Raw genomic sequence first — 20,609 nt, 5'->3', positions numbered from 1 at the left:
ATTATAACGCAAAAAAAAGAAAAAGTAGGAGATCCTACTTTTGTAATGTGAGAATATGGGGTTTTCCATCGGTGATTGCAAGGGTGTGTTCGTATTGACAGCTTAGTGAGCCATCTACGGTGCGTGCAGTCCAACCATTGGAATCCAATTTTGCATAGTGAGTGCCAACATTTACGATCGGTTCAATCGTGATGACCATGCCTTTTTTGAGGAGTGTACCGGTTCCTTTTTGACCTGTAAAGGGAACCATTGGGTCTTCATGAATTGTTGGACCTAAACCATGACCAGTAAACTCTAAGGACATTTTGTAACCAAATTGTTTGATATACTCATCCATGACATATCCAATGTCACCGGTGCGATTGCCTGCAACCGCTTGTTCAATTCCTAATTCAAGTGCTTTTAGTGTCACATCCATCAGTGTCTGGATGGGTTCGGGTGTGTTGTCGCCAACACAGTATGCCCAACAAGAGTCCGATAAGAACCCATGCAAATCAATACAAAAATCAACTTTCACGAGGTCATTAGTTTTTAGAACCTGTGAGGTCGGGAAACCATGACACATTTCATCGTTGACGCTAATGCATGTTGCATACTTATAGCCTTGGTAGCCAATCTGGGCAGCAGTTCCGCCATTCTCTTCAATCATTGTTTGGACAAATTGATCGATATCGTGCGTTGTAATTCCGGGTTTAATAAATGTGCGTAGCGCTTCGTGAACGCGTGCAAGTAGTTGCCCAGATGCTTCCATTCCTTCAATTTCGCGGGCTGATTTAAGTGTTATCATGGTGTTCTCCTTGTTGTTTAAATGCTGATGGTGACATTCCCAATTTCTTTTTGAAATATGCAGAAAAATGGGTGGCACTGTTAAATCCGGTTGCGGTGGCAATATCGGATATTGAATGGTTGGAACGTAAGAGTAGTTTCTTCGCTTCATTCAACCGTTTATTAAGCAAAAATTCGATGGGCGAATATCCCGAGTGGTCTTTAAAAATATGAGATAAGTAGAACTTATTAAAGAACGTTAAGTCGGCAAGCTCATCCAATGTAATATCTTGTTTATAGTGTGTATTAATATAGTTTTCCACAAAAATGCATTCATTTTTACCTTCAGTTTTTGTTTGTTTGATGGACATTTTTAAATGCGTTCGTCGCAGAATATTGATAATGAGAACATTGAGAAGATGGTCAGAGACTGACTCTAAAAAAGCGTCAGGCGACTTGAATTCCTGTAATAATGAGCGCAAATAGAAAAGAACTTCGTGCTTGTATTCTTGATAATTATGCATGGAATAACCACGATATTCATCCTCGTTGGGAATAAAAGTCATCCCTTGGATTCCCAATACGATATAAACAAGTGGATCTTCATTGCTACTCATCTCTGTGTGCATAATATTCGAATCAATAATAATTAAATCATCACTTTGAACATTGACGGTGTATCCATCAAAGAAGAGAAACTTTCCTTTTCCCGATACAACGTAGAAGAGTTCGGTGAATGAATGGGAGTGCAAAATCGAGTGCCAGTTTTTTTCGTAGGCGTACTGCTCAATGCTTAAAAGCTTAGGTTTCACGGTCTGATTTTTTTTGTTCATGAATGAAGAGGCTCCTTACTCTTAGTCTATATGTTTTTAAAAGAATGTCAATTCTTAAGAAAACGAAATTATAGCAAGATATCGTAAATTGTCCACAATTTACGCATTGTCGGGCTTCAATAAGATTGGGTATGATGGGCGTAGAACGAAAATAGAGATTAGGAGATTATTATGAGCGAAACAAAAGGCCGACTTACATTACCTGGCGAACATGAATTTTATGATGAAACGAAAGAATTGATGCGACGATGGGGGGCTGATGCAATCCGTGATAGTGATGGGACGAAGTTAGAAGAACGTGTTAAAGATTTGGATGCAAAAATCTACACAACATATTTTGTAGCTCGAAACTATAATGAGTTTGCCCTGCAACACTTGGATGAAACCCAACAAATCTTTGTTATGAGTGAACGCACCATTGCGACATCAACGTCCGTGACAATTAAAATTTTAAAAGGGTTCTTCACCGAACAAATTCAACCCAATACGCTGGAAGATCCAAAGGAATGGTGGCAAGTACATAACCGAACAACAGGTGAATTACTGCCTGTGGAAGCATGGACTTATGATGTGGCCACACAATCTGTCACAATTAATAATGTGCAACCTTTCCACGAATACACGGTCAACTTCTTAGCCTTTGTGATGTGGGATCCAACACAGATGTACAACCACTTAACGAATGATTGGGGTGATGTTCCGAAAGATATACCGTTTGATGCCCGTGGTCCCAAATCATGGGAATTCATGAAAGCAACCTTGCAGACATGGTTAGAAAATAATCCGAAAACAGATGTGGTCCGATTCACCACCTTCTTCTACCATTTCACGTTATTTTTCAACGATATGAAAAAAGATAAGTTTGTCGATTGGTTTGGGTATGGTGCCAGTGTGTCACCAGCAGCTTTGAAAGCATTTGGAGCAGAACATGGATACCGTTTGGTTGCCGAAGACTTCATCCAAGCCGGAACGTACAACTCAACCTTTAATGAACCAACACAACGATACCTTGATTACATTGATTTCCAACAACGCTTTGTCGCAAGTCGTGCAAAAGAACTGGTTGATATGGTTCATGCTCATGGTAAAGAAGCAATGATGTTCTTAGGTGACAACTGGATTGGTACCGAACCGTACGGCAAGCATTTCGCTTCAATTGGTTTGGATGCCGTTGTTGGTTCTGTCGGGGGCGGTGCGAGCCTTCGTGTTATTGCAGATATTCCACATGTTAAATACACTGAGGGTCGTTTCCTGCCTTACTTCTTCCCAGATACCTTCCGTGAAGGAAATGACCCTGTAATTGAAGCATCAGATAATTGGTTACGAGCACGCCGTGCAATCATGCGTAAACCTGTGAATCGTATTGGCTATGGTGGTTATCCAAGTCTTGCTTACCAATTCCCTAAATTTGTCGATTATGTTGAACGGATTGCCGATCAATTTAGAGATATTATTGAAAACATTGAAGACGTGAAGCCCCATGCCAATTTAACAGTTGGAATTTTAAACTCATGGGGTCGATTACGAACCTGGCAAGCCTTTATGGTTGCGCATGAGTTATGGTACAAACAAACATATTCGTTCTATGGCATGATGGATGCTTTAAGTGGAATGAGTGTGGATGTGAAGTTCATAAACTTTGACGATGTGAAACAAGGTGCTTTAGCGGACATTGATGTTGTGATTAATGCCGGTCAAGCAGGAACTGCGATGAGTGGTGGAAGCAATTGGAATGATCCGGAAGTGGTCAGCATCATCCGCCAATGGGTTCATGAAGGTCATGGATTCGTCGGTGTGGGAGAACCCAGTGCATACGATAAATCCGGAAAATTCTTCCAGTTATCAGATATCTTCGGCGTTGAGCGAGAACGTGGTTTAACACTCTCATCAAATAAATATTTCAATACTGCCATGGATAAACACTTCATTACAGAAGACAAAACGCAACCATTCGAAAGTGGTGAGCCCGTAACGAATATTTATGCAACCCATAAAGGGACTGAAGTCATCGATATCCAAGATCAAAATGTAACGATTGCGGCGAACCAATACGGTCGCGGTCGCGGTGTCTATTTATCAGGTCTTCCTTACTCGCCAGAAAATGCGCGAATTCTCTACCGTAGTTTATTCTATGCGGCGGGAAAAGAAGCAGAACTACACCGTTGGTTCTCAACAAACTTCAATTGTGAAGTGAATGTGTACCCCGCGATTGGGAAAGTTGCGATCATCAATAACACCGCCGATGAACAACGTACGACTATTTATGATGGTAATGGGAATTCCCATACGATGATTCTTCGAAGTGAAGAACTCCGTTGGGAATCCATCGTGGAAAATTCAATTCAACTTTAAAAGTAGAAGAAACGTATTCGCTATAAGCATACGTTTTTTCTTTTATCAGCAGATATAGTGGAATTGTCAAGAATGTGAAAAGGAATCCTCGAAACACGCTATGTATGAAATTTATTAGTAAACCGGTAAAAACAAGATACTACAAGACAAAGGCAACATTCACGTAGTGAGAACGCTTTCAAGTATGTATGATGAACGTAGAGGAGGATTTACTAATGAAAAAATTATTTGTTGTAGCAGTAACAGCATTACTTGTTCTGACAGGATGTGGCTCTAAATCGAAAGATACGCCATCGGCATCAGAACCTACAGTCTTAAAAATTGCCGGCTTAGAAGGTGGCTATGGAAATGAAGGGCTTGAAGCTGTAGCCAAAACCTTTGAGGAAACAAAAGGTGGCACAGTAAAAGTTGAGCTCACCTTAGCGAAAAACATCACTGACGTTTTACGACCACAAATTCAAGCAGGTGATGTTCCAGATGTGATTCATTTAAGTATTGGTGCTGAAGGAAAACTAACAGATACCATGATTGCAGAAAAAAACATTGAAGAGATTTCGGATGTTGTTACTATGAAAATTCCTGGTGAAGAAGTAACGGTCAAAGATAAAGTGCTTCCAGGATTCCTAGAAAGCATTCGTACACAACCTTATGCAGATGGTAAAACATATCTAATGCCTCAAAACTATTCACCACTTGGTCTTTTCTACAATGAAGGACTCTTTGCTGAAAAAGGCTGGACAGTTCCAACAACTTGGGATGAAATGTTTGCTTTAGGGGATAAAGCAAAAGCAGAAGGCATTGCCCTCTTTACATATCCAACAACCGGATATTTTGATGGATTCTTCTCGTCACTCTTAAATGCAACAGCAGGTCCAGATGTGTATGCCAAACTGATGAACTATGATGAAGCGGCATGGAAACTTCCAGAAGTGAAAGAAGCATTTGATATCGTAGGGAAGCTTGCAACATATACACACCAAGACACCGTTGCACAAGCAAATAAAGAAGGGTTCACAAAGAACCAACAATTAATCTTGGATAATAAAGCACTCTTTATTCCAAACGGAACATGGCTCACTGAAGAAATGAAAGATGCACCGCGTACAGATTCATTTAAATGGGGATTCACAGCAATTCCAAAAACAACGAAAGATGCATATTCATCAACATTTACCGAAGAAATGTACATTCCTAAAGGAGCAAAAAATATAGATGTTGCTAAAGAGTTCTTAGCATTTATGTATTCAGATAAAGCGGTAGAGCTTCTCTACACTAATGGTGGAGCAATCCAACCGACAGCAAAAGCAAATAGTCTTATTCCAGCAGATGATGAAAAACATCTCTTCTACAGTGTCTATGATAATGGTGCAAAAGCGAATACAGTTGGTTTTGTTGCACACGATGCAGTTGAAGGTGTTGATTTAACATCACCAGAAGGTATTTTATATGGAACTGTAAATGCCGTTGTTTCAGGTCAAAAAACAGCAGACCAATGGTACAACGAAGTCGTCGAGGCAGTCGCTAAATTTAACTAGTATGAAGTTTAACGGCGATGGATGTCTATTCATCGCCCTTATTATGAGAAGAGGTAGCTTATGATCCACAAAAAATCCCGAAATCGCTTTATCATTGCATGTTTGGCGCCGGCTCTAATTCTAATTGGTGTCTTCATGGTTTATCCAACCCTCAATATTTTCTATATGTCGTTATTTAAGTGGGGTGGGTTATCAGCCAATAAAACATTCGTCGGTTTGAGTAATTTTGTAACCCTGTTTGAAGACCAAAAATTTATCCAATCGTTTCAAAATACCGTGTTATTAATCGTCATTGTAACACTTGTGACATTTGTGTTTGCCATTCTCTTTGCGAATGTCCTAGTCCGTGAAAATGTGAAGGGAAAAGGATTCTTCCGCGTAATTTTCTATATTCCAAATATATTATCGGTAGCTGTAATTTCAGCGGTCTTTGCGCAGATATATGCAGTGGATCAAGGCGGTCTCTTAAATAGTATCATTGCATTATTTAAACCGGATACCTGGCAAAGTATACAGTTTCTAGGAGATCCGAATATTGTCTTGTATTCAATTATTGGAGCGATGGTTTGGCAGGCAGTTGGTTACTATATGGTTATGTATATGGCAAGTATTAGTAGTATACCTGAGCATATGTATGAAGCCGCTAAAATTGAAGGTGCATCAAAGACACGACAGTTCTTTCAAATTACTTTACCCTTGATCTGGACGAATCTTCGAACGACACTGACATTCTTTGTCATATCGACGATAAATATGAGTTTCTTATTTGTAAAAGTCTTGACCTCGGGAGGACCGGGTGGATCCAGTGAAGTTTTCTTAAGTTACTTATACAAACAATCTTATGACAATGCATCTTATGGCTATGGTATGGCTATTGGTGTCATCGTCTTTATATTCTCATTTGCTTTATCAGCCATTATTAATCGTGTTACCAAGCGTGACACCATACAAATGTAGAAGGAGCGTAAAATGACAAAACTTAAAAATATGCCAATTGATAAACTCTACAAAGTGTTTGTATATGTTGCGTTAATAACGCTGGCAATTTCAATCATTATTCCGTTAGGTTGGGTATTTCTCGCATCGGTGAAAGCGCCATCGGAATTCTTTATGAATCCTTGGAAACTTCCCGAAGCCTTCCATTTCCAAAACTATATCGATGCATTCAACCAAGCCAAAATGGGTGAGTACTTTATGACATCGATTATCGTGACAGCATTGGCAATTATAATCTTGCTTGTTACGGCGATACCGGCTGCTTATGTGTTGTCGCGCTTTGACTTTAAATTTAAGAAACCCATCAATAGCCTTTTTATGGCAGGTCTCTTTATTAACGTTAACTATATTGTTGTTCCGATATTCTTAATGCTACTGGAATGGAACCAAGGTGTTAAAGCAGTGTTTGGTGATGTCTTCATCAACAATCGCTTCACACTTGCATTGGTTTATGCGGCGACAGCATTGCCGTTTACAATCTATCTGTTATCCGGATACTTCAAAACGTTACCCCATGCATTTGAAGAAGCGGCATCCATTGACGGTGCTTCGCATTTTCAAACGATGATGAAGATAATGATACCCATGGCCAAACCGAGCATTGTGACCGTCATTCTATTCAATTTTCTGTCGTTTTGGAATGAATATATTATTGCCCTCACACTGATGCCTGGCACAACCAAAACCTTGCCTGTTGGTTTGATAAATTTGCAACAGGCTGCACGAGGAGCTGCCAATCCAGGACCGTTGTATGCGGGATTGGTGATCGTCATGCTTCCAACCTTAATTTTGTACATCTTTGTGCAAAATAAATTAACCCAAGGGATGACTCTTGGTGGATTGAAAGATTAGGAGATTATTATGAGCGAAACAAAAGGCCGACTTACATTACCTGGCGAACATGAATTTTATGATGAAACGAAAGAATTGATGCGACGATGGGGGGCTGATGCAATCCGTGATAGTGATGGGACGAAGTTAGAAGAACGTGTTAAAGATTTGGATGCAAAAATCTACACAACATATTTTGTAGCTCGAAACTATAATGAGTTTGCCCTGCAACACTTGGATGAAACCCAACAAATCTTTGTTATGAGTGAACGCACCATTGCGACATCAACGTCCGTGACAATTAAAATTTTAAAAGGGTTCTTCACCGAACAAATTCAACCCAATACGCTGGAAGATCCAAAGGAATGGTGGCAAGTACATAACCGAACAACAGGTGAATTACTGCCTGTGGAAGCATGGACTTATGATGTGGCCACACAATCTGTCACAATTAATAATGTGCAACCTTTCCACGAATACACGGTCAACTTCTTAGCCTTTGTGATGTGGGATCCAACACAGATGTACAACCACTTAACGAATGATTGGGGTGATGTTCCGAAAGATATACCGTTTGATGCCCGTGGTCCCAAATCATGGGAATTCATGAAAGCAACCTTGCAGACATGGTTAGAAAATAATCCGAAAACAGATGTGGTCCGATTCACCACCTTCTTCTACCATTTCACGTTATTTTTCAACGATATGAAAAAAGATAAGTTTGTCGATTGGTTTGGGTATGGTGCCAGTGTGTCACCAGCAGCTTTGAAAGCATTTGGAGCAGAACATGGATACCGTTTGGTTGCCGAAGACTTCATCCAAGCCGGAACGTACAACTCAACCTTTAATGAACCAACACAACGATACCTTGATTACATTGATTTCCAACAACGCTTTGTCGCAAGTCGTGCAAAAGAACTGGTTGATATGGTTCATGCTCATGGTAAAGAAGCAATGATGTTCTTAGGTGACAACTGGATTGGTACCGAACCGTACGGCAAGCATTTCGCTTCAATTGGTTTGGATGCCGTTGTTGGTTCTGTCGGGGGCGGTGCGAGCCTTCGTGTTATTGCAGATATTCCACATGTTAAATACACTGAGGGTCGTTTCCTGCCTTACTTCTTCCCAGATACCTTCCGTGAAGGAAATGACCCTGTAATTGAAGCATCAGATAATTGGTTACGAGCACGCCGTGCAATCATGCGTAAACCTGTGAATCGTATTGGCTATGGTGGTTATCCAAGTCTTGCTTACCAATTCCCTAAATTTGTCGATTATGTTGAACGGATTGCCGATCAATTTAGAGATATTATTGAAAACATTGAAGACGTGAAGCCCCATGCCAATTTAACAGTTGGAATTTTAAACTCATGGGGTCGATTACGAACCTGGCAAGCCTTTATGGTTGCGCATGAGTTATGGTACAAACAAACATATTCGTTCTATGGCATGATGGATGCTTTAAGTGGAATGAGTGTGGATGTGAAGTTCATAAACTTTGACGATGTGAAACAAGGTGCTTTAGCGGACATTGATGTTGTGATTAATGCCGGTCAAGCAGGAACTGCGATGAGTGGTGGAAGCAATTGGAATGATCCGGAAGTGGTCAGCATCATCCGCCAATGGGTTCATGAAGGTCATGGATTCGTCGGTGTGGGAGAACCCAGTGCATACGATAAATCCGGAAAATTCTTCCAGTTATCAGATATCTTCGGCGTTGAGCGAGAACGTGGTTTAACACTCTCATCAAATAAATATTTCAATACTGCCATGGATAAACACTTCATTACAGAAGACAAAACGCAACCATTCGAAAGTGGTGAGCCCGTAACGAATATTTATGCAACCCATAAAGGGACTGAAGTCATCGATATCCAAGATCAAAATGTAACGATTGCGGCGAACCAATACGGTCGCGGTCGCGGTGTCTATTTATCAGGTCTTCCTTACTCGCCAGAAAATGCGCGAATTCTCTACCGTAGTTTATTCTATGCGGCGGGAAAAGAAGCAGAACTACACCGTTGGTTCTCAACAAACTTCAATTGTGAAGTGAATGTGTACCCCGCGATTGGGAAAGTTGCGATCATCAATAACACCGCCGATGAACAACGTACGACTATTTATGATGGTAATGGCAATCCTCATAGTATGATTTTACGAAGTGAAGAATTACGATGGGAGTCCTACGATGAAAACAGCATTATCATATAGCTTACAAATTATCTTGTTTATCATAGGTGTTGCATGTGTGATATTGGGGCAAAAGACAATTGGTATTCAAAGTCTGGGTATGATGATGATTGGATTGATACTCCTCTTATTTGTCCTACACCGCTACAATAAACGTTATCAAATTAAATAAACTAACAAAGAGGCAAGACATCCATTATGGGGTGTTTTGCCCCTTTAAAAGTCCAAGCTCTAACATGCAAGAGTATGACAAAAATAGTGGATTGATTTGCTGCTTCAAAATCGAACAAACTTCAATATGACATTATATTCATGAGCACTTCACATTTTATTAAGAATTTCACTGTTAAAATAGGATTCATAACTAAGGGGGGTAAAGATGAAAAAAATACTAAGCATAAGTTTAGTCGTTTTGATGTATATTTTGGCATTACCAGTGATTGCTGAGAGTCGACCGGGAAGTTCGACATACTCGAACGATATTTTAGATTTAGTTTATGCAACAGCGCGTGATAATCAAGAAGAAGATTTACTGATTGATGATCAAGCAATCGATGACTATGTCAAAATGATTCACACCGTGGGTCCAAGCTACTATTCAGCGACAGATCAAAAGACATATTATGTTTTTGATTATAAGGGAATCGAGAACTTTGAAAATTTAGCTGAGTTAACAGCTGTGATTGATTTAGGTACCCTGGGAGAATCAGGAACACCTAAGAAAATTCAAAATCTAACGATTTGACCACAAGAATTTACAGATAACTCTGGTGAAATCCAAATTTTTGCAGGTGAGTACTCAAAAGATACAGGAACCTATGAACAATTGGGCGATACATACTGGGGTGATACGGATCCTGCGACTGCAAAAACACTCGCACATGCGAAATTCAATGAATACCAGTCGGTCTTTGTGTCGGAGTTAATCTCAATGTCTACACAGTATAGTGGACCTCGTATTGGTGTTCCATTGGATGGGTTTGATGCGCTTTTAGTAAACTTAAACTGGATGGTCGGGTTAAAACGCAATCTTAATTTTGATGTCGAAGCAGAGATGGTCACTCGTTACATTAGACGACCGGTCCACCTTGAAACATTGAATGATAGTTTGTACTATGCAATAACACTACAAGACGAAGATATACCATCCGTAATTCGTAAAGAAGGCAATACATTCCAGAAGGCAAATGCCACACAAAAAACTGTCGGTATTGATTTGGATCGTCTTGCAGACTTTGTTGATGACCATCTCGGCGATTCCGGTGTTACGACAATTCCTTTTAAAGTGATTGCGACCTTAGAGGATGGCCGTACATTTGAAGCTGACCGTGTCTATCGCGATGATATAGACAAAGACTACGATGATGAACGCTATACATTCTTCTACGATTATGATTCTTCGGATTCAATCATCGGCAGTATTCAACGTATTGACTTTTATGTTGCGAAGATGGATATTGTAGCGCTACAACTTACAAAAAACTCTGAACTCTATGAAGCATACGATCGTGCTGATATAGAAGATATTGGATCTTACATGGATACTGATTTCTATGCAATGGGTCAAGGTCTTGTCTTACATTCATATTCCTATGATGAATTTGACATTAACCGTGATTCTAATGTTATTACACCAACCTATCTTCCAGTATTTGATGCCAAGTATGACGTCTATTTTGACAGTCATGGGGGTGACACCGTGTCACCAGTACTTCAAGTGTACCTCGGATCCCAAATTACGAAGCCAACTGATCCAACAAAATCCAATGCAATTTTTAAAGGTTGGTTCACAGATGATACATACACGACACCATGGAACTTTGGTCAAGACTATGTTGAGAAGACAATAACCTTGCACGCAAAATGGGAAGAACTTGCAGTTGATACTTACGACGTGACATTCGAAAGCAATGGTGGAACTGGCATCGCGCCACAACACGATTTAGAAGCCGGTGCTACAGTAGTGAAACCAAACGATCCAACTCGAAGTGGATATACATTCGCAGGATGGTACACTAGCCCAGTGTTTGAAACACTGTGGAACTTTGATACTGACACCGTACAAAATTCCATGACACTGTATGCGAAGTGGAATCAAAATCCAATCGTAAACACTTATGATGTGACATTTGAAAGTAATGGTGGAACTGCCGTCGCACCCCAACACAATTTAGATGCTGGTGCTAAAGTAGGGAAACCAAACGACCCAACGCGAAGTGGATATACATTCGCAGGATGGTATACCAGCCCAACGTTTGAAACGCTGTGGAATTTTGATACTGATACCGTACAGAATAGTATAATACTGTATGCGAAATGGGATCTGAAGGAAGCTATCTTACCTGCGACAGGGTATGCTAGTAACTCAGCAATCTTAGCCGGTGGTGTAGTCGCAGGGCTTGGACTGATTTTACTTTCATTTCGTAATAAGAAAATAAAACAATAACCAAAAAACTGAAGCCAAAAGGTTTCAGTTTTTTTATCGCATCTCGATAAATGACAAAACAATGCGACGTTTAGATTAATTGCAACGCGACACAATTGCTATAAAGCTTGAGAACATTGATGTTCTTGAAGTCATGGCAAAATGACTGGTTTTTGTGAAGAAATGTAATAATGGAAAAGATGTCATGAAAGTTACACACGCAAAGGAGAAAAATGCGTGTTGGCGGAAGGAAAAAGAGGTAAAAAGAAACAAGGGTTTCCATGTGTTGTTCAATTATGATAGAATTACAATATATTTGAACAAAGATACAAATCTTTGCATGGAGGCAATTATGCAAGCATTAATTCTCGCAGCTGGAATGGGGTCACGTTTAGGGAATCTTACTGAGGTTCACCCAAAATGTATGGTTGAAGTCAATGGCGTATCAATGATTGAACGCGTACTTCGTCAATTGGATGTAAAGAACTTAGAGCGAATTATTATCGTGGACGGATATCAGAATGATGTCTTAGAATCATTCATTCGTGAATTTGATATAAAAACACCGATCCAATTCATCACAAATGAAATCTATGATCAAACGAATAATATTTATTCACTTTACTTAGCACATGAGGCGTTACTGGAATCGGACACGATCCTTCTCGAATCAGACTTAATCTTTGATGAAGCATTGCTTGACGTCATTCTTAATGATCCTAATCCAAACAGTGCTCTCGTATCAAAATATGAAGCGTGGATGGATGGAACCGTTGTAACGCTTGATGATGCAAAAACAATTACCGATTTTATCGGCAAGCAAGCATTCAATTACCAACATACCGATACTTACTACAAAACAATTAATATTTATAAGTTTAGTAAAGCATTTTCAAAAAACGTGTATGTTCCGTTTATGGAAGCTTACATGAAAGCATCTGGCGTTAATGAATACTACGAAAACGTGCTAAAGTTTGTTGTTGAATTATCCGACGTTTCATTTAAAGCCGTCCTCAATGATGGCATTACGTGGTATGAAATTGATGATGTTCAAGATCTTGATATCGCGCAGGTTATGTTCGCACAAACAGCCCATCAAAAACTTGATTTAATGCAAAAACGTTATGGCGGATACTGGCGTTATCCGCAATTGATAGACTTCTGTTATCTCGTGAATCCTTTCTATCCGAATGAGCGTCTGTTGGATGAAGTAAAAGCAAATTTTGATCGTCTGGTACGTGATTATCCCTCGGGTATGGGTGTTAATACATTACTAGCAGCCAAACATTTTGGAATTCGTTCGGAACAAATTGTAATCGGAAATGGTGCTGCGGAACTTATTAAATCTTTAATGGAAACACTGGAAGGCAATATTGGGGTAATCACACCAACTTTCGAAGAATACCCAAATCGCTGTGGTCATATGCAGGTCGTACCTTTTGATAGTTCAGTTGTTGATTATCAATACGATACCGAAACGCTGATCGATTTTTATGAAGATAAGAACCTTGATTCACTAATATTGATTAATCCGGATAATCCTTCAGGAAACTACATCACACACGAGAACGTTCTCAAACTCGTCACATGGTGTCAGGAAAAAAATATTCGTCTCATCCTCGATGAGTCATTCATTGATTTTGCAGAAAGCGATGATGCCGGTACACTCTTAAAATCAGATGTTTTAGATACATATCCCAATCTGTACTTAGTTAAGAGTATTTCTAAATCGTATGGCGTCCCTGGATTTCGTCTTGGCATCCTAGCAACGGCAGATACATCAATGATTGCCCATATTAAAAAAGATGTGTCCATTTGGAACATCAACTCCTTCGGAGAATACTACATGCAGATTGTGGATAAGTATAAGAAAGACTTCAAGCAGGCAATGGTTCAGTTTAGGGCTGTGCGTCGCGACTATGTAGATCAGTTAAATACAATTCCGAACCTCAAAGTTTATCCATCTCAGGCAAACTACATTATGATTGAAATTTTGGGTGAGCATACAGCACAAAGTGTTACCGAAGAACTCCTTGATATGCACAATGTTTTTATTAAAGACTTATCAACCAAAGCTGGCTTTAAGAAAGAGTTTATTCGAATCGCAGTAAAACGTCCTGAAGAAAACAAAACTCTTGTGGATGGACTACGTAGCATTATGGAGCGCGAATCATGAAACTTTCGCCTCTTAAAAAAAGTCACTTGAATGTAAGTGGGCATATCTACGGTCCTGACTTTATCAATCTTGCCAAAATAACCGATGACTGCATTAACTTTGATGATAAGACCCGCTTTCTCAATCAAGAAGAGAAAGACAAACTAAACGAGCAAGCCATTGTAGCCTATGAGAATGTAGTATATATTGTTGAAAGAGATGGGAAGTATTGTGTCATCTGTAATGTAGCCATGAGTGATTATACAGAGGGTAATTTGATTACCCATGAACTTGTGTTGCCAGATATCATTCAAGGAATGCTCAGCAATCTTAAAGCATATAATGCAGAAACGGCACCGGTGTTTTTGATGAGTCCAACGGATTTACAATTGAAAAATATTGTAGATACATACGACCATGAGACAATTCAAATGGATACAATGGCAGTTCACATTTTTAATGAAGCCAACGCCGAACTTATTATGCAACGACTCAGTATTATTGAGACACTTATAGTAGGTGATGGTCATCATCGTCTCTATACAAGTTCTTTGTGGCGTCGAAAGGGTACCATCTTTAGTTGCTTAATGAGTATTGATGATATCGAAATTAATAGTATTGATCGCATGATTCCGCAAGTCGATGATGCATTGTTCGCTAAAGCAATGACATTCATTCAGAATCAGTTTGAAGTATCTGATGCAAGCGTCCCATTAACCAAAGGAATGGTTCGTGTAAGTCGTGGTACTGAAAGTGTCAATGTTAAATTAATTGATCTGGAATCGGATGATTTTTGGAATAATGATGTCTACAGACTTAATACGCAGATATTGTCACAAGCATTCGGAATTTATGATACAAGCCAATTAGAGTACTATATAAGTTCGAAATCATGCAAAGATAAATGCAAGCACAATATTCAAGCGGTACAGCTAGAGCTTGCACCAATTTCCAAAGAGGAAGTCTTATTTGTCTCGAGTAAGCGAGCAATTATGCCGCCCAAATCAACCGCATTTGATCCAAAGTTTCCATCGTTTTTGATTTTTAATGAATATCAGTAACCCAATGTCCGATGGCATTTTAATCATTTGATGACATATTTCGCTATAGTGATGACGTCATACCCGCAAAGTGGTTGTACCAAGTTATAATTTGAAAGAATCATTGTTAAGGTTCTTGGGACTTTAACGCGATTCGAGCGTTCATAGATACATTTATGTTGGTGGGCATAATGATATCTAATGGCACAATAAAACATAATGATAATGCTAAACGTCTATCGCATGCGGGAATAGTAATTCACGATAAGTGGAAAACTAATGTGATGGCAACCTCATAATAATTGGCTATCTTATGTAAAAAAAACTCTGTTTCGTCATTTGACAAACAGAGTTTTTTATTATTTGAAGAACTGAGGAAGGTAGGCTTTATGAGCATCCAACATCTCAAGTACAACTTCACGTGCCTTGTATGAACTTGGGCACAAAGGATTACTGCTTAGCGCAGTGATCGCAAGATCTGTATTTCCAGTGATGGCTGCTTCAATAGTCATTAGTTCAAATGCCTTAATGTTTTGAACTGTTCCGTTTATCGCCGGGCGTAGGGTCCCCACAGGAATTGGAACAGGTCCATCTTTTGTGATGGTTGCAGCAACTTCGATAACGGTGTCTGTAGGAAGATTCGAGATGGCCCCGTTATTTAACGTATTAACGTACTGAATGTCTTGACGATCATTGTAAATTGAATCAATCAAACTACATGCTGCATCAGAATAGTGCGCACCACCGCGTAATTCTAACTGTTTTGGTTTCACGGCAAGATTCACATCTTTGTATTGCTCGAACAATTCTGTTTCTAGTTTTTGTACAACTTCACCACGTACGGTACCATTGTTAAACTCTTCAATGTTTTTTGCTAATTGCTCTTGTGTGAAATAGTAGTAGTTATGGTAAGGACATGGAATTGCGTTAAGTCCTTTGATAAATTCAGGCGTATATGCCAAGGTACTAAAGTTTTTCATTTCTAAAGTTTCAGAACCTTTTTGGATATAGTTTTCGATGACTGTATCGAAGACACTGGTGTTGTTATGGAGGATATCAGTGATAAAGACATGATGGTTCAGGCCACTCAATTGCAACGTCAATGCATCATAGTCGACGTCAAGAATCTTCGCAAAGTGGAACTTCATATCGACAGGCACATTACACAAACCGATAGTACGTTTAAAATCGGTGTAACGAGTGATTGCTTCAGTAACCATTCCCGCAGGGTTCGTAAAGTTAATCATCCATGCATCAGGACAGAGTTCTTGAATGTCTTTCACAATGTCTAAGATGACAGGAATCGTTCGAAATGCTTTGAACATGCCTCCCGCACCATTAGTTTCTTGCCCGATCATGCCGTGTGAGATTGGAATTCGTTCGTCCAAAATCCGTGCATCAATTTGACCGACCCGCATTTGGGTGGTTACAAAGTCTGCATCTTTCAGTGCCTCGCGACGATCAAGGCTTAAAATGACTTTGATTGGTAGACCTGCTTTTTCAACCATACGCTGTGCAAGTTTTCCAACAATTTCAAGTTTTTCTTTACCTTCTTCAATATCAACGAGCCATAATTCTGTAATTGGAAGTGAATCATAACGTAAGATGAAACCTTCAACGAGTTCAGGAGTATAACTGCTACCCCCTCCAATTGTAACGACTTTAAGCTTTTTCATGTTTTGTCACCTTCATCATAATATTGTAAGCAGCACCGATTTTTCCAGCATCATTGAATTGCTTACAAACATCAATGTGCCAATGTTTTGAGTATTTGTTCATTTGTGCCACTTGATCGCGAATGTCATTAACGATTCGTGGTACTGCGCTTACACCGCCACCAATCAATATTGTATCCGGGTCAAGGGCAAAGCCGATGTTAAGAACACCGGTTGCCAGAGCCCGGATCCAGCGTTTATAGATAGCTTCAACATCTGGATCGCGTGCATCAAGCATTGCGAAGACTTTCTTACCGTCTAACGATTCATAAGGAACATTTTTGGCATTTGCGACCATTTTAATCATGGGGATCGAAGCACTGGTTGCGCTCATGATCTCGATATCGGCGTAATCTTCGAATTCACGATGAATCATATATCCGAACTCACCAGCAAAGAAATTACTGCCAGTGTAGAGTTCGTGATTTATGATGATTCCGCCACCGATACCACTGCCGATGGTAATGCAGACAAGGTTACGTGCATCAACCCCATTACCAATCCATTTTTCTGCTAAGGCCACACAGTTTGCGTCATTTTCGATCACAATCTCAAATCCTGTGCGTGCCTTAAGAATGTCACTCAAGTTTGATCCCCCAATTACCGGGACCGCACCACCTTCAATAATTGATTGGGTATCCGTATTGACACCACCGGGAATACTTAGTCCGACACCGTCAAGATCTGGGTAACCCCTAATAATATCAACAACTTGATTGACAAAATCATCTAAGGACGTTTTGGGTGTCACACACTGACCTTGTTCGTCAACATATGCAATACCCAGATCGTTGTAGACGCCATATTTAATCGAACTGCCGCCAACATCTATTCCTAAAAATCGTTTCATAAAAATCTCCTATTTCTACGTTTGTGGAAACGTTAATCCATTTTATTTGCTAAGTTTACAAATGGAATATAAATAACTACTGATAAAGCCAATGTACAGATCGATAGGAAGGTGGCACTGAGACTTCCTCCTGTGGCTAAGAATGTATTCAGAATTGGTGGTACGACCCATGGTGGGGCGATATAAACACGTCCTGCAAATGGTATAACAGCGGTAAAGAACCAACCAATCGTAACCATAATCGGTGGAATAATAATAAATGGTATAGCAAGTACCGGATTCAAGACAATCGGCAATCCATAAATAACAGGTTCGTTAATTTGGAAGACCCCTGGCATCAATGATAATTTCGCTAACTCACGATAGTCTGCACGTTTTGAAACGATGAAGATTGCGATAATTAACGCCAACGTTGCACCAGATCCACCAGCCATTCCGTAGAGATCAATAATATTTCGCGTGATTGCATTGGGTGCTTGCACACCATGTACTAAAACTGCTTCAGCATTTTGTGATAGTGATGCAGAATACATCGTATCAAGTACCGGTCCGACGATTAAGGAACCGTGTAGTCCAAAGAACCATAAGACCTGTGCAATAAGTGTAATTAAAATCAAGGTAAACGGTGATTGTCCAAGACTTGTCAGTGGAATTTGAATGGAAGTGTTAATAATATCTTTTAACGTCGTTCCAAGAACTGTTAAAGTAAGATATGAGAAGATTCCAAACATAAACATGACAACACCAGCAGGGATTACGGCACTAAATGCTCGGGATACTGCGGGTGGGACTTGTTCTGGCATTTTAATAACCCAACCCTTACGATTCATAAACATAAAGACTTCAGTTGATACAATCGCAACAATAATACCTGTGAAAATCGCTTCTGAGTTGAACGATGTCCATGATACTGTTCCCCATGCAGCATCAGGGCCTGCTTGTTGTGGTAGTAGCATAAAGTATGAAACAACTGCGAGAACACCTGCAGTGAGTGAGTCTTGTTTGTCAAATTCTGCAAGTTTATACGAAATCGTAAATACGGTAAATACAATTCCTAATGCGAGCGATCCCCACCAAATTTGGTTTGAAATCGGTAATAATACACTGTCGAAAAACGGCTGTATATTTTCTGCATAGAAAGACCATTTATTCAATGATGCACCGAATAGTGATGTTGGTGTGAGGAGGATTTCCTTAACCATAATGTTAAGCGCTCCAAACATGCTAATAGGCATAATAGCAATAAAACCATCACGAAGTGCAACTAAATAACGAAGGTTACTTAATTTCACTGCTATTGGAAGAAATTTATCTTCCAACCATTTCATGATTAATCCCATCTAATTTTCTCCTTATCGATGTAGCACTGACTAACTCGGCCGTTGTTAGCCCTTACACCACATACTATAGCCGAGTGAAATTACCACATCAAGAATAGGAATATGCAACTGTACTGGTACAAAAATGTGGTATGATAAGGCAAATGGAGATAACTATGAAGCGATATGAACAAATAGTATTTGATGTAAAACAAGAAATTGGAGATGGTTATTTATTGTATGGTGATAAATTGCCTTCACTTCATGAAATGATGAAACGGTATGCCTGTAGTAAGGGAACCGTTCTCAAAGCGTATGACACCCTTCGGAATGAACACATCATCTATGCAAAAGCACAAAGTGGTTATTATGTCGCAAATGATCTGCAACAGTATCAACATGATGAAAACATTGCGTACGATTTGAGTTCGGGGAATCCAGTAGTCGATGCATTTTCAATCACCGAAGCAAAACATGTTTTAAATGTTGCGTTGGAATCGTATCGAAAGAGTTCGCTCGAACAAGAGATTCGTGGAGTCCTCTCACTAACTCGATTGTTGGCGGACTATCTCAATGATTTTCATATCTATACAAAACCCCGCAACATTTTTCTCACGCAAGGTGTAATTCAAATGTTGACGCTATTTACGCAAATGACTTTTCCGAATCAAAAAACCAAAATTTTGGTCGAATCACCAACATTTTCATTTGCGAATAAACTTTTACATAGCCATGGAGCACCCGTATTAACGATTGCGCGCGACGAAAACGGATTGGATATGGACCATTTAGAACTACTTTTCAAAACAGAGCCTATAAAATTTTTTTATGTCGTACCACGCAATCATAACCCATTGGGGACAGTGTTGCCTGCGAGCCAGCGTCGTCGCATTATGGAACTAGCGCACCGTTACGACGTTTATATTATCGAGGATGACTATTTTAATGACTCCTTTCATATTCCCAAATATGAGCCTCTTTACTATTATGCTAACTTTGACAAATGTGTATATCTCAAGAGTTACTCAAAACTCTTTCCCTTTATTAGAATTGGTTATGCGGTTGTATGCGATGCCTTGCTTGAGACATTTAAAGAAGCGATTGAACATTCATATTTTACATCCTATCAAATGCCATCTTTAGTCTCACAAGCAACACTTGAAGCCGCAATTCGAAGCGATATTCTCCAAAACAACGCAGGGACATTATCCGATCGCTTGCATGAAAAAATAAAGACTTTAAATACAATTACCCAAAAATGGGATCCAACGATAGCATGGCACCTCCCAGCCCAATCGGGATACTATTCCACTATTTTTGTTAACGAATTGATTGACGTTGATGCGGTAATAGTTAAACTAAAACAACAAACGATCAGTGTCTCTTCAATTGAAAAATCGTATTACCATCCCCATGAGATTAAAAAAGGCATTCGCATCACGATTACACGTATTACGAATGTACAACTCGACCATGCACTCAACGCAATCTATAAGACTTTATGCGAAAGCATGACCACCCCCAAATAGAAAGAAACGAAGCCATACCTATAAAAAAATTCAATCAGTGATTTTCACTGCCTACCGGCATGACCTGTTAAAAT

Annotated in this window: 16 protein-coding genes; 11 read left to right on the top strand and 5 right to left on the bottom strand. The window is 39.6% G+C overall.

Features of this window, described 5'->3' with window-relative positions; genetic code table 11:
* Positions 1–34 precede the first annotated feature (34 nt).
* Together map and GVV22_RS03820 are read right to left on the bottom strand one after the other, a co-directional pair.
* The gene (gene map / locus GVV22_RS03825; protein ID WP_159648840.1) at positions 35–787 is read right to left on the bottom strand and encodes a type I methionyl aminopeptidase; all 753 of its coding nucleotides are present in this window, start codon (positions 785–787) and stop codon (positions 35–37) included.
* Positions 774–1,598: an AraC family transcriptional regulator gene (locus GVV22_RS03820; RefSeq protein WP_159648839.1), complete on the bottom strand. Its 825-nt coding sequence runs from the start codon at positions 1,596–1,598 to the stop codon at positions 774–776. Before GVV22_RS03820 ends, map begins: the two co-directional genes overlap by 14 nt.
* Before the next feature lie 171 nt (positions 1,599–1,769).
* On the opposite strand from GVV22_RS03820, the gene gnpA (GVV22_RS03815) reads away from it, so the two are divergent.
* From gnpA (GVV22_RS03815) to GVV22_RS03770, 10 genes are all read left to right on the top strand, one after another.
* A complete protein-coding gene (gene gnpA / locus GVV22_RS03815) occupies positions 1,770–3,950 on the top strand; it encodes a 1,3-beta-galactosyl-N-acetylhexosamine phosphorylase (protein ID WP_159648838.1) in 2,181 nt (726 codons plus the stop codon).
* A 215-nt stretch (positions 3,951–4,165) separates the two neighbouring features.
* Positions 4,166–5,485, top strand: coding sequence for a carbohydrate ABC transporter substrate-binding protein (locus GVV22_RS03810; RefSeq protein ID WP_159648837.1), 1,320 nt, complete (start codon positions 4,166–4,168; stop codon positions 5,483–5,485).
* Between the two features lie 60 nt (positions 5,486–5,545).
* Entirely contained in the window at positions 5,546–6,442 is an 897-nt protein-coding gene (locus tag GVV22_RS03805) for a carbohydrate ABC transporter permease (RefSeq protein WP_159648836.1), read from the top strand.
* 12 nt (positions 6,443–6,454) lie between these two features.
* Positions 6,455–7,333, top strand: coding sequence for a carbohydrate ABC transporter permease (locus GVV22_RS03800; protein ID WP_159648835.1), 879 nt, complete (start codon positions 6,455–6,457; stop codon positions 7,331–7,333).
* A gap of 9 nt (positions 7,334–7,342) precedes the next feature.
* Complete coding sequence (gene gnpA / locus GVV22_RS03795; protein WP_159648834.1) at positions 7,343–9,523, top strand: 1,3-beta-galactosyl-N-acetylhexosamine phosphorylase; 2,181 nt, start codon at positions 7,343–7,345, stop codon at positions 9,521–9,523.
* Positions 9,501–9,674 carry a DUF6903 family protein gene (locus GVV22_RS03790; protein WP_159648833.1) on the top strand — a complete coding sequence of 58 codons (174 nt, stop codon included), beginning with the start codon at positions 9,501–9,503 and terminating at the stop codon, positions 9,672–9,674. The genes gnpA (GVV22_RS03795) and GVV22_RS03790 overlap by 23 nt, the downstream gene beginning before the upstream one ends.
* A 207-nt stretch (positions 9,675–9,881) precedes the next feature.
* Positions 9,882–10,247: a hypothetical protein gene (locus GVV22_RS03785; RefSeq protein WP_159648832.1), complete on the top strand. Its 366-nt coding sequence runs from the start codon at positions 9,882–9,884 to the stop codon at positions 10,245–10,247.
* An 81-nt stretch (positions 10,248–10,328) separates the two neighbouring features.
* A complete protein-coding gene (locus GVV22_RS03780) occupies positions 10,329–11,948 on the top strand; it encodes an InlB B-repeat-containing protein (protein WP_159648831.1) in 1,620 nt (539 codons plus the stop codon).
* A 331-nt stretch (positions 11,949–12,279) separates the two neighbouring features.
* Positions 12,280–14,103 (top strand): aminotransferase class I/II-fold pyridoxal phosphate-dependent enzyme, encoded by a 1,824-nt coding sequence (locus tag GVV22_RS03775; protein WP_159648830.1) that lies wholly within the window; start codon positions 12,280–12,282, stop codon positions 14,101–14,103.
* A complete protein-coding gene (locus GVV22_RS03770; RefSeq protein WP_159648829.1) occupies positions 14,100–15,143 on the top strand; it encodes a DUF1015 family protein in 1,044 nt (347 codons plus the stop codon). The genes GVV22_RS03775 and GVV22_RS03770 overlap by 4 nt, the downstream gene beginning before the upstream one ends.
* Before the next feature lie 338 nt (positions 15,144–15,481).
* On the opposite strand, the gene GVV22_RS03765 is transcribed toward GVV22_RS03770, so the two are convergent.
* From GVV22_RS03765 to GVV22_RS03755, 3 genes are read right to left on the bottom strand one after another with little or no spacing between them, the layout of a single operon-like run.
* A complete protein-coding gene (locus GVV22_RS03765) occupies positions 15,482–16,798 on the bottom strand; it encodes a 6-phospho-beta-glucosidase (protein WP_159648828.1) in 1,317 nt (438 codons plus the stop codon).
* Positions 16,785–17,687 (bottom strand): ROK family protein, encoded by a 903-nt coding sequence (locus tag GVV22_RS03760; RefSeq protein WP_159648827.1) that lies wholly within the window; start codon positions 17,685–17,687, stop codon positions 16,785–16,787. The genes GVV22_RS03765 and GVV22_RS03760 overlap by 14 nt, the downstream gene beginning before the upstream one ends.
* Before the next feature lie 32 nt (positions 17,688–17,719).
* Positions 17,720–19,027 (bottom strand): PTS sugar transporter subunit IIC, encoded by a 1,308-nt coding sequence (locus GVV22_RS03755; RefSeq protein ID WP_159648826.1) that lies wholly within the window; start codon positions 19,025–19,027, stop codon positions 17,720–17,722.
* A gap of 155 nt (positions 19,028–19,182) precedes the next feature.
* Here GVV22_RS03755 and GVV22_RS03750 point away from each other — a divergent pair, with 155 nt between their 5' ends.
* A complete protein-coding gene (locus GVV22_RS03750) occupies positions 19,183–20,535 on the top strand; it encodes a PLP-dependent aminotransferase family protein (protein ID WP_159648825.1) in 1,353 nt (450 codons plus the stop codon).
* Positions 20,536–20,609: the final 74 nt, after the last annotated feature.

This window comes from Erysipelothrix aquatica, from assembly GCF_009828825.1.
GTDB classification, from domain to species: Bacteria; Bacillota_I; Bacilli_A; order Erysipelotrichales; family Erysipelotrichaceae; genus Erysipelothrix; species Erysipelothrix aquatica_A.
This window is presented reverse-complemented; position numbering and strand designations above follow the sequence as displayed.

What these genes read in the sequence shown, in the direction of transcription:
- GVV22_RS03785 (WP_159648832.1), top strand. Translation starts at nt 9,882, where the DNA reads ATGAAAAAAATACTAAGCATAAGTTTAGTCGTTTTGATGTATATTTTG.
- GVV22_RS03775 (WP_159648830.1), top strand. Translation starts at nt 12,280, where the DNA reads ATGCAAGCATTAATTCTCGCAGCTGGAATGGGGTCACGTTTAGGGAAT.
- GVV22_RS03800 (WP_159648835.1), top strand. Translation starts at nt 6,455, where the DNA reads ATGACAAAACTTAAAAATATGCCAATTGATAAACTCTACAAAGTGTTT.
- GVV22_RS03820 (WP_159648839.1), bottom strand. Translation starts at nt 1,598, where the DNA reads ATGAACAAAAAAAATCAGACCGTGAAACCTAAGCTTTTAAGCATTGAG.
- GVV22_RS03805 (WP_159648836.1), top strand. Translation starts at nt 5,546, where the DNA reads ATGATCCACAAAAAATCCCGAAATCGCTTTATCATTGCATGTTTGGCG.
- gnpA (WP_159648838.1), top strand. Translation starts at nt 1,770, where the DNA reads ATGAGCGAAACAAAAGGCCGACTTACATTACCTGGCGAACATGAATTT.
- GVV22_RS03770 (WP_159648829.1), top strand. Translation starts at nt 14,100, where the DNA reads ATGAAACTTTCGCCTCTTAAAAAAAGTCACTTGAATGTAAGTGGGCAT.
- GVV22_RS03810 (WP_159648837.1), top strand. Translation starts at nt 4,166, where the DNA reads ATGAAAAAATTATTTGTTGTAGCAGTAACAGCATTACTTGTTCTGACA.
- map (WP_159648840.1), bottom strand. Translation starts at nt 787, where the DNA reads ATGATAACACTTAAATCAGCCCGCGAAATTGAAGGAATGGAAGCATCT.
- GVV22_RS03790 (WP_159648833.1), top strand. Translation starts at nt 9,501, where the DNA reads ATGAAAACAGCATTATCATATAGCTTACAAATTATCTTGTTTATCATA.
- GVV22_RS03760 (WP_159648827.1), bottom strand. Translation starts at nt 17,687, where the DNA reads ATGAAACGATTTTTAGGAATAGATGTTGGCGGCAGTTCGATTAAATAT.
- GVV22_RS03765 (WP_159648828.1), bottom strand. Translation starts at nt 16,798, where the DNA reads ATGAAAAAGCTTAAAGTCGTTACAATTGGAGGGGGTAGCAGTTATACT.
- GVV22_RS03750 (WP_159648825.1), top strand. Translation starts at nt 19,183, where the DNA reads ATGAAGCGATATGAACAAATAGTATTTGATGTAAAACAAGAAATTGGA.
- gnpA (WP_159648834.1), top strand. Translation starts at nt 7,343, where the DNA reads ATGAGCGAAACAAAAGGCCGACTTACATTACCTGGCGAACATGAATTT.
- GVV22_RS03755 (WP_159648826.1), bottom strand. Translation starts at nt 19,027, where the DNA reads ATGGGATTAATCATGAAATGGTTGGAAGATAAATTTCTTCCAATAGCA.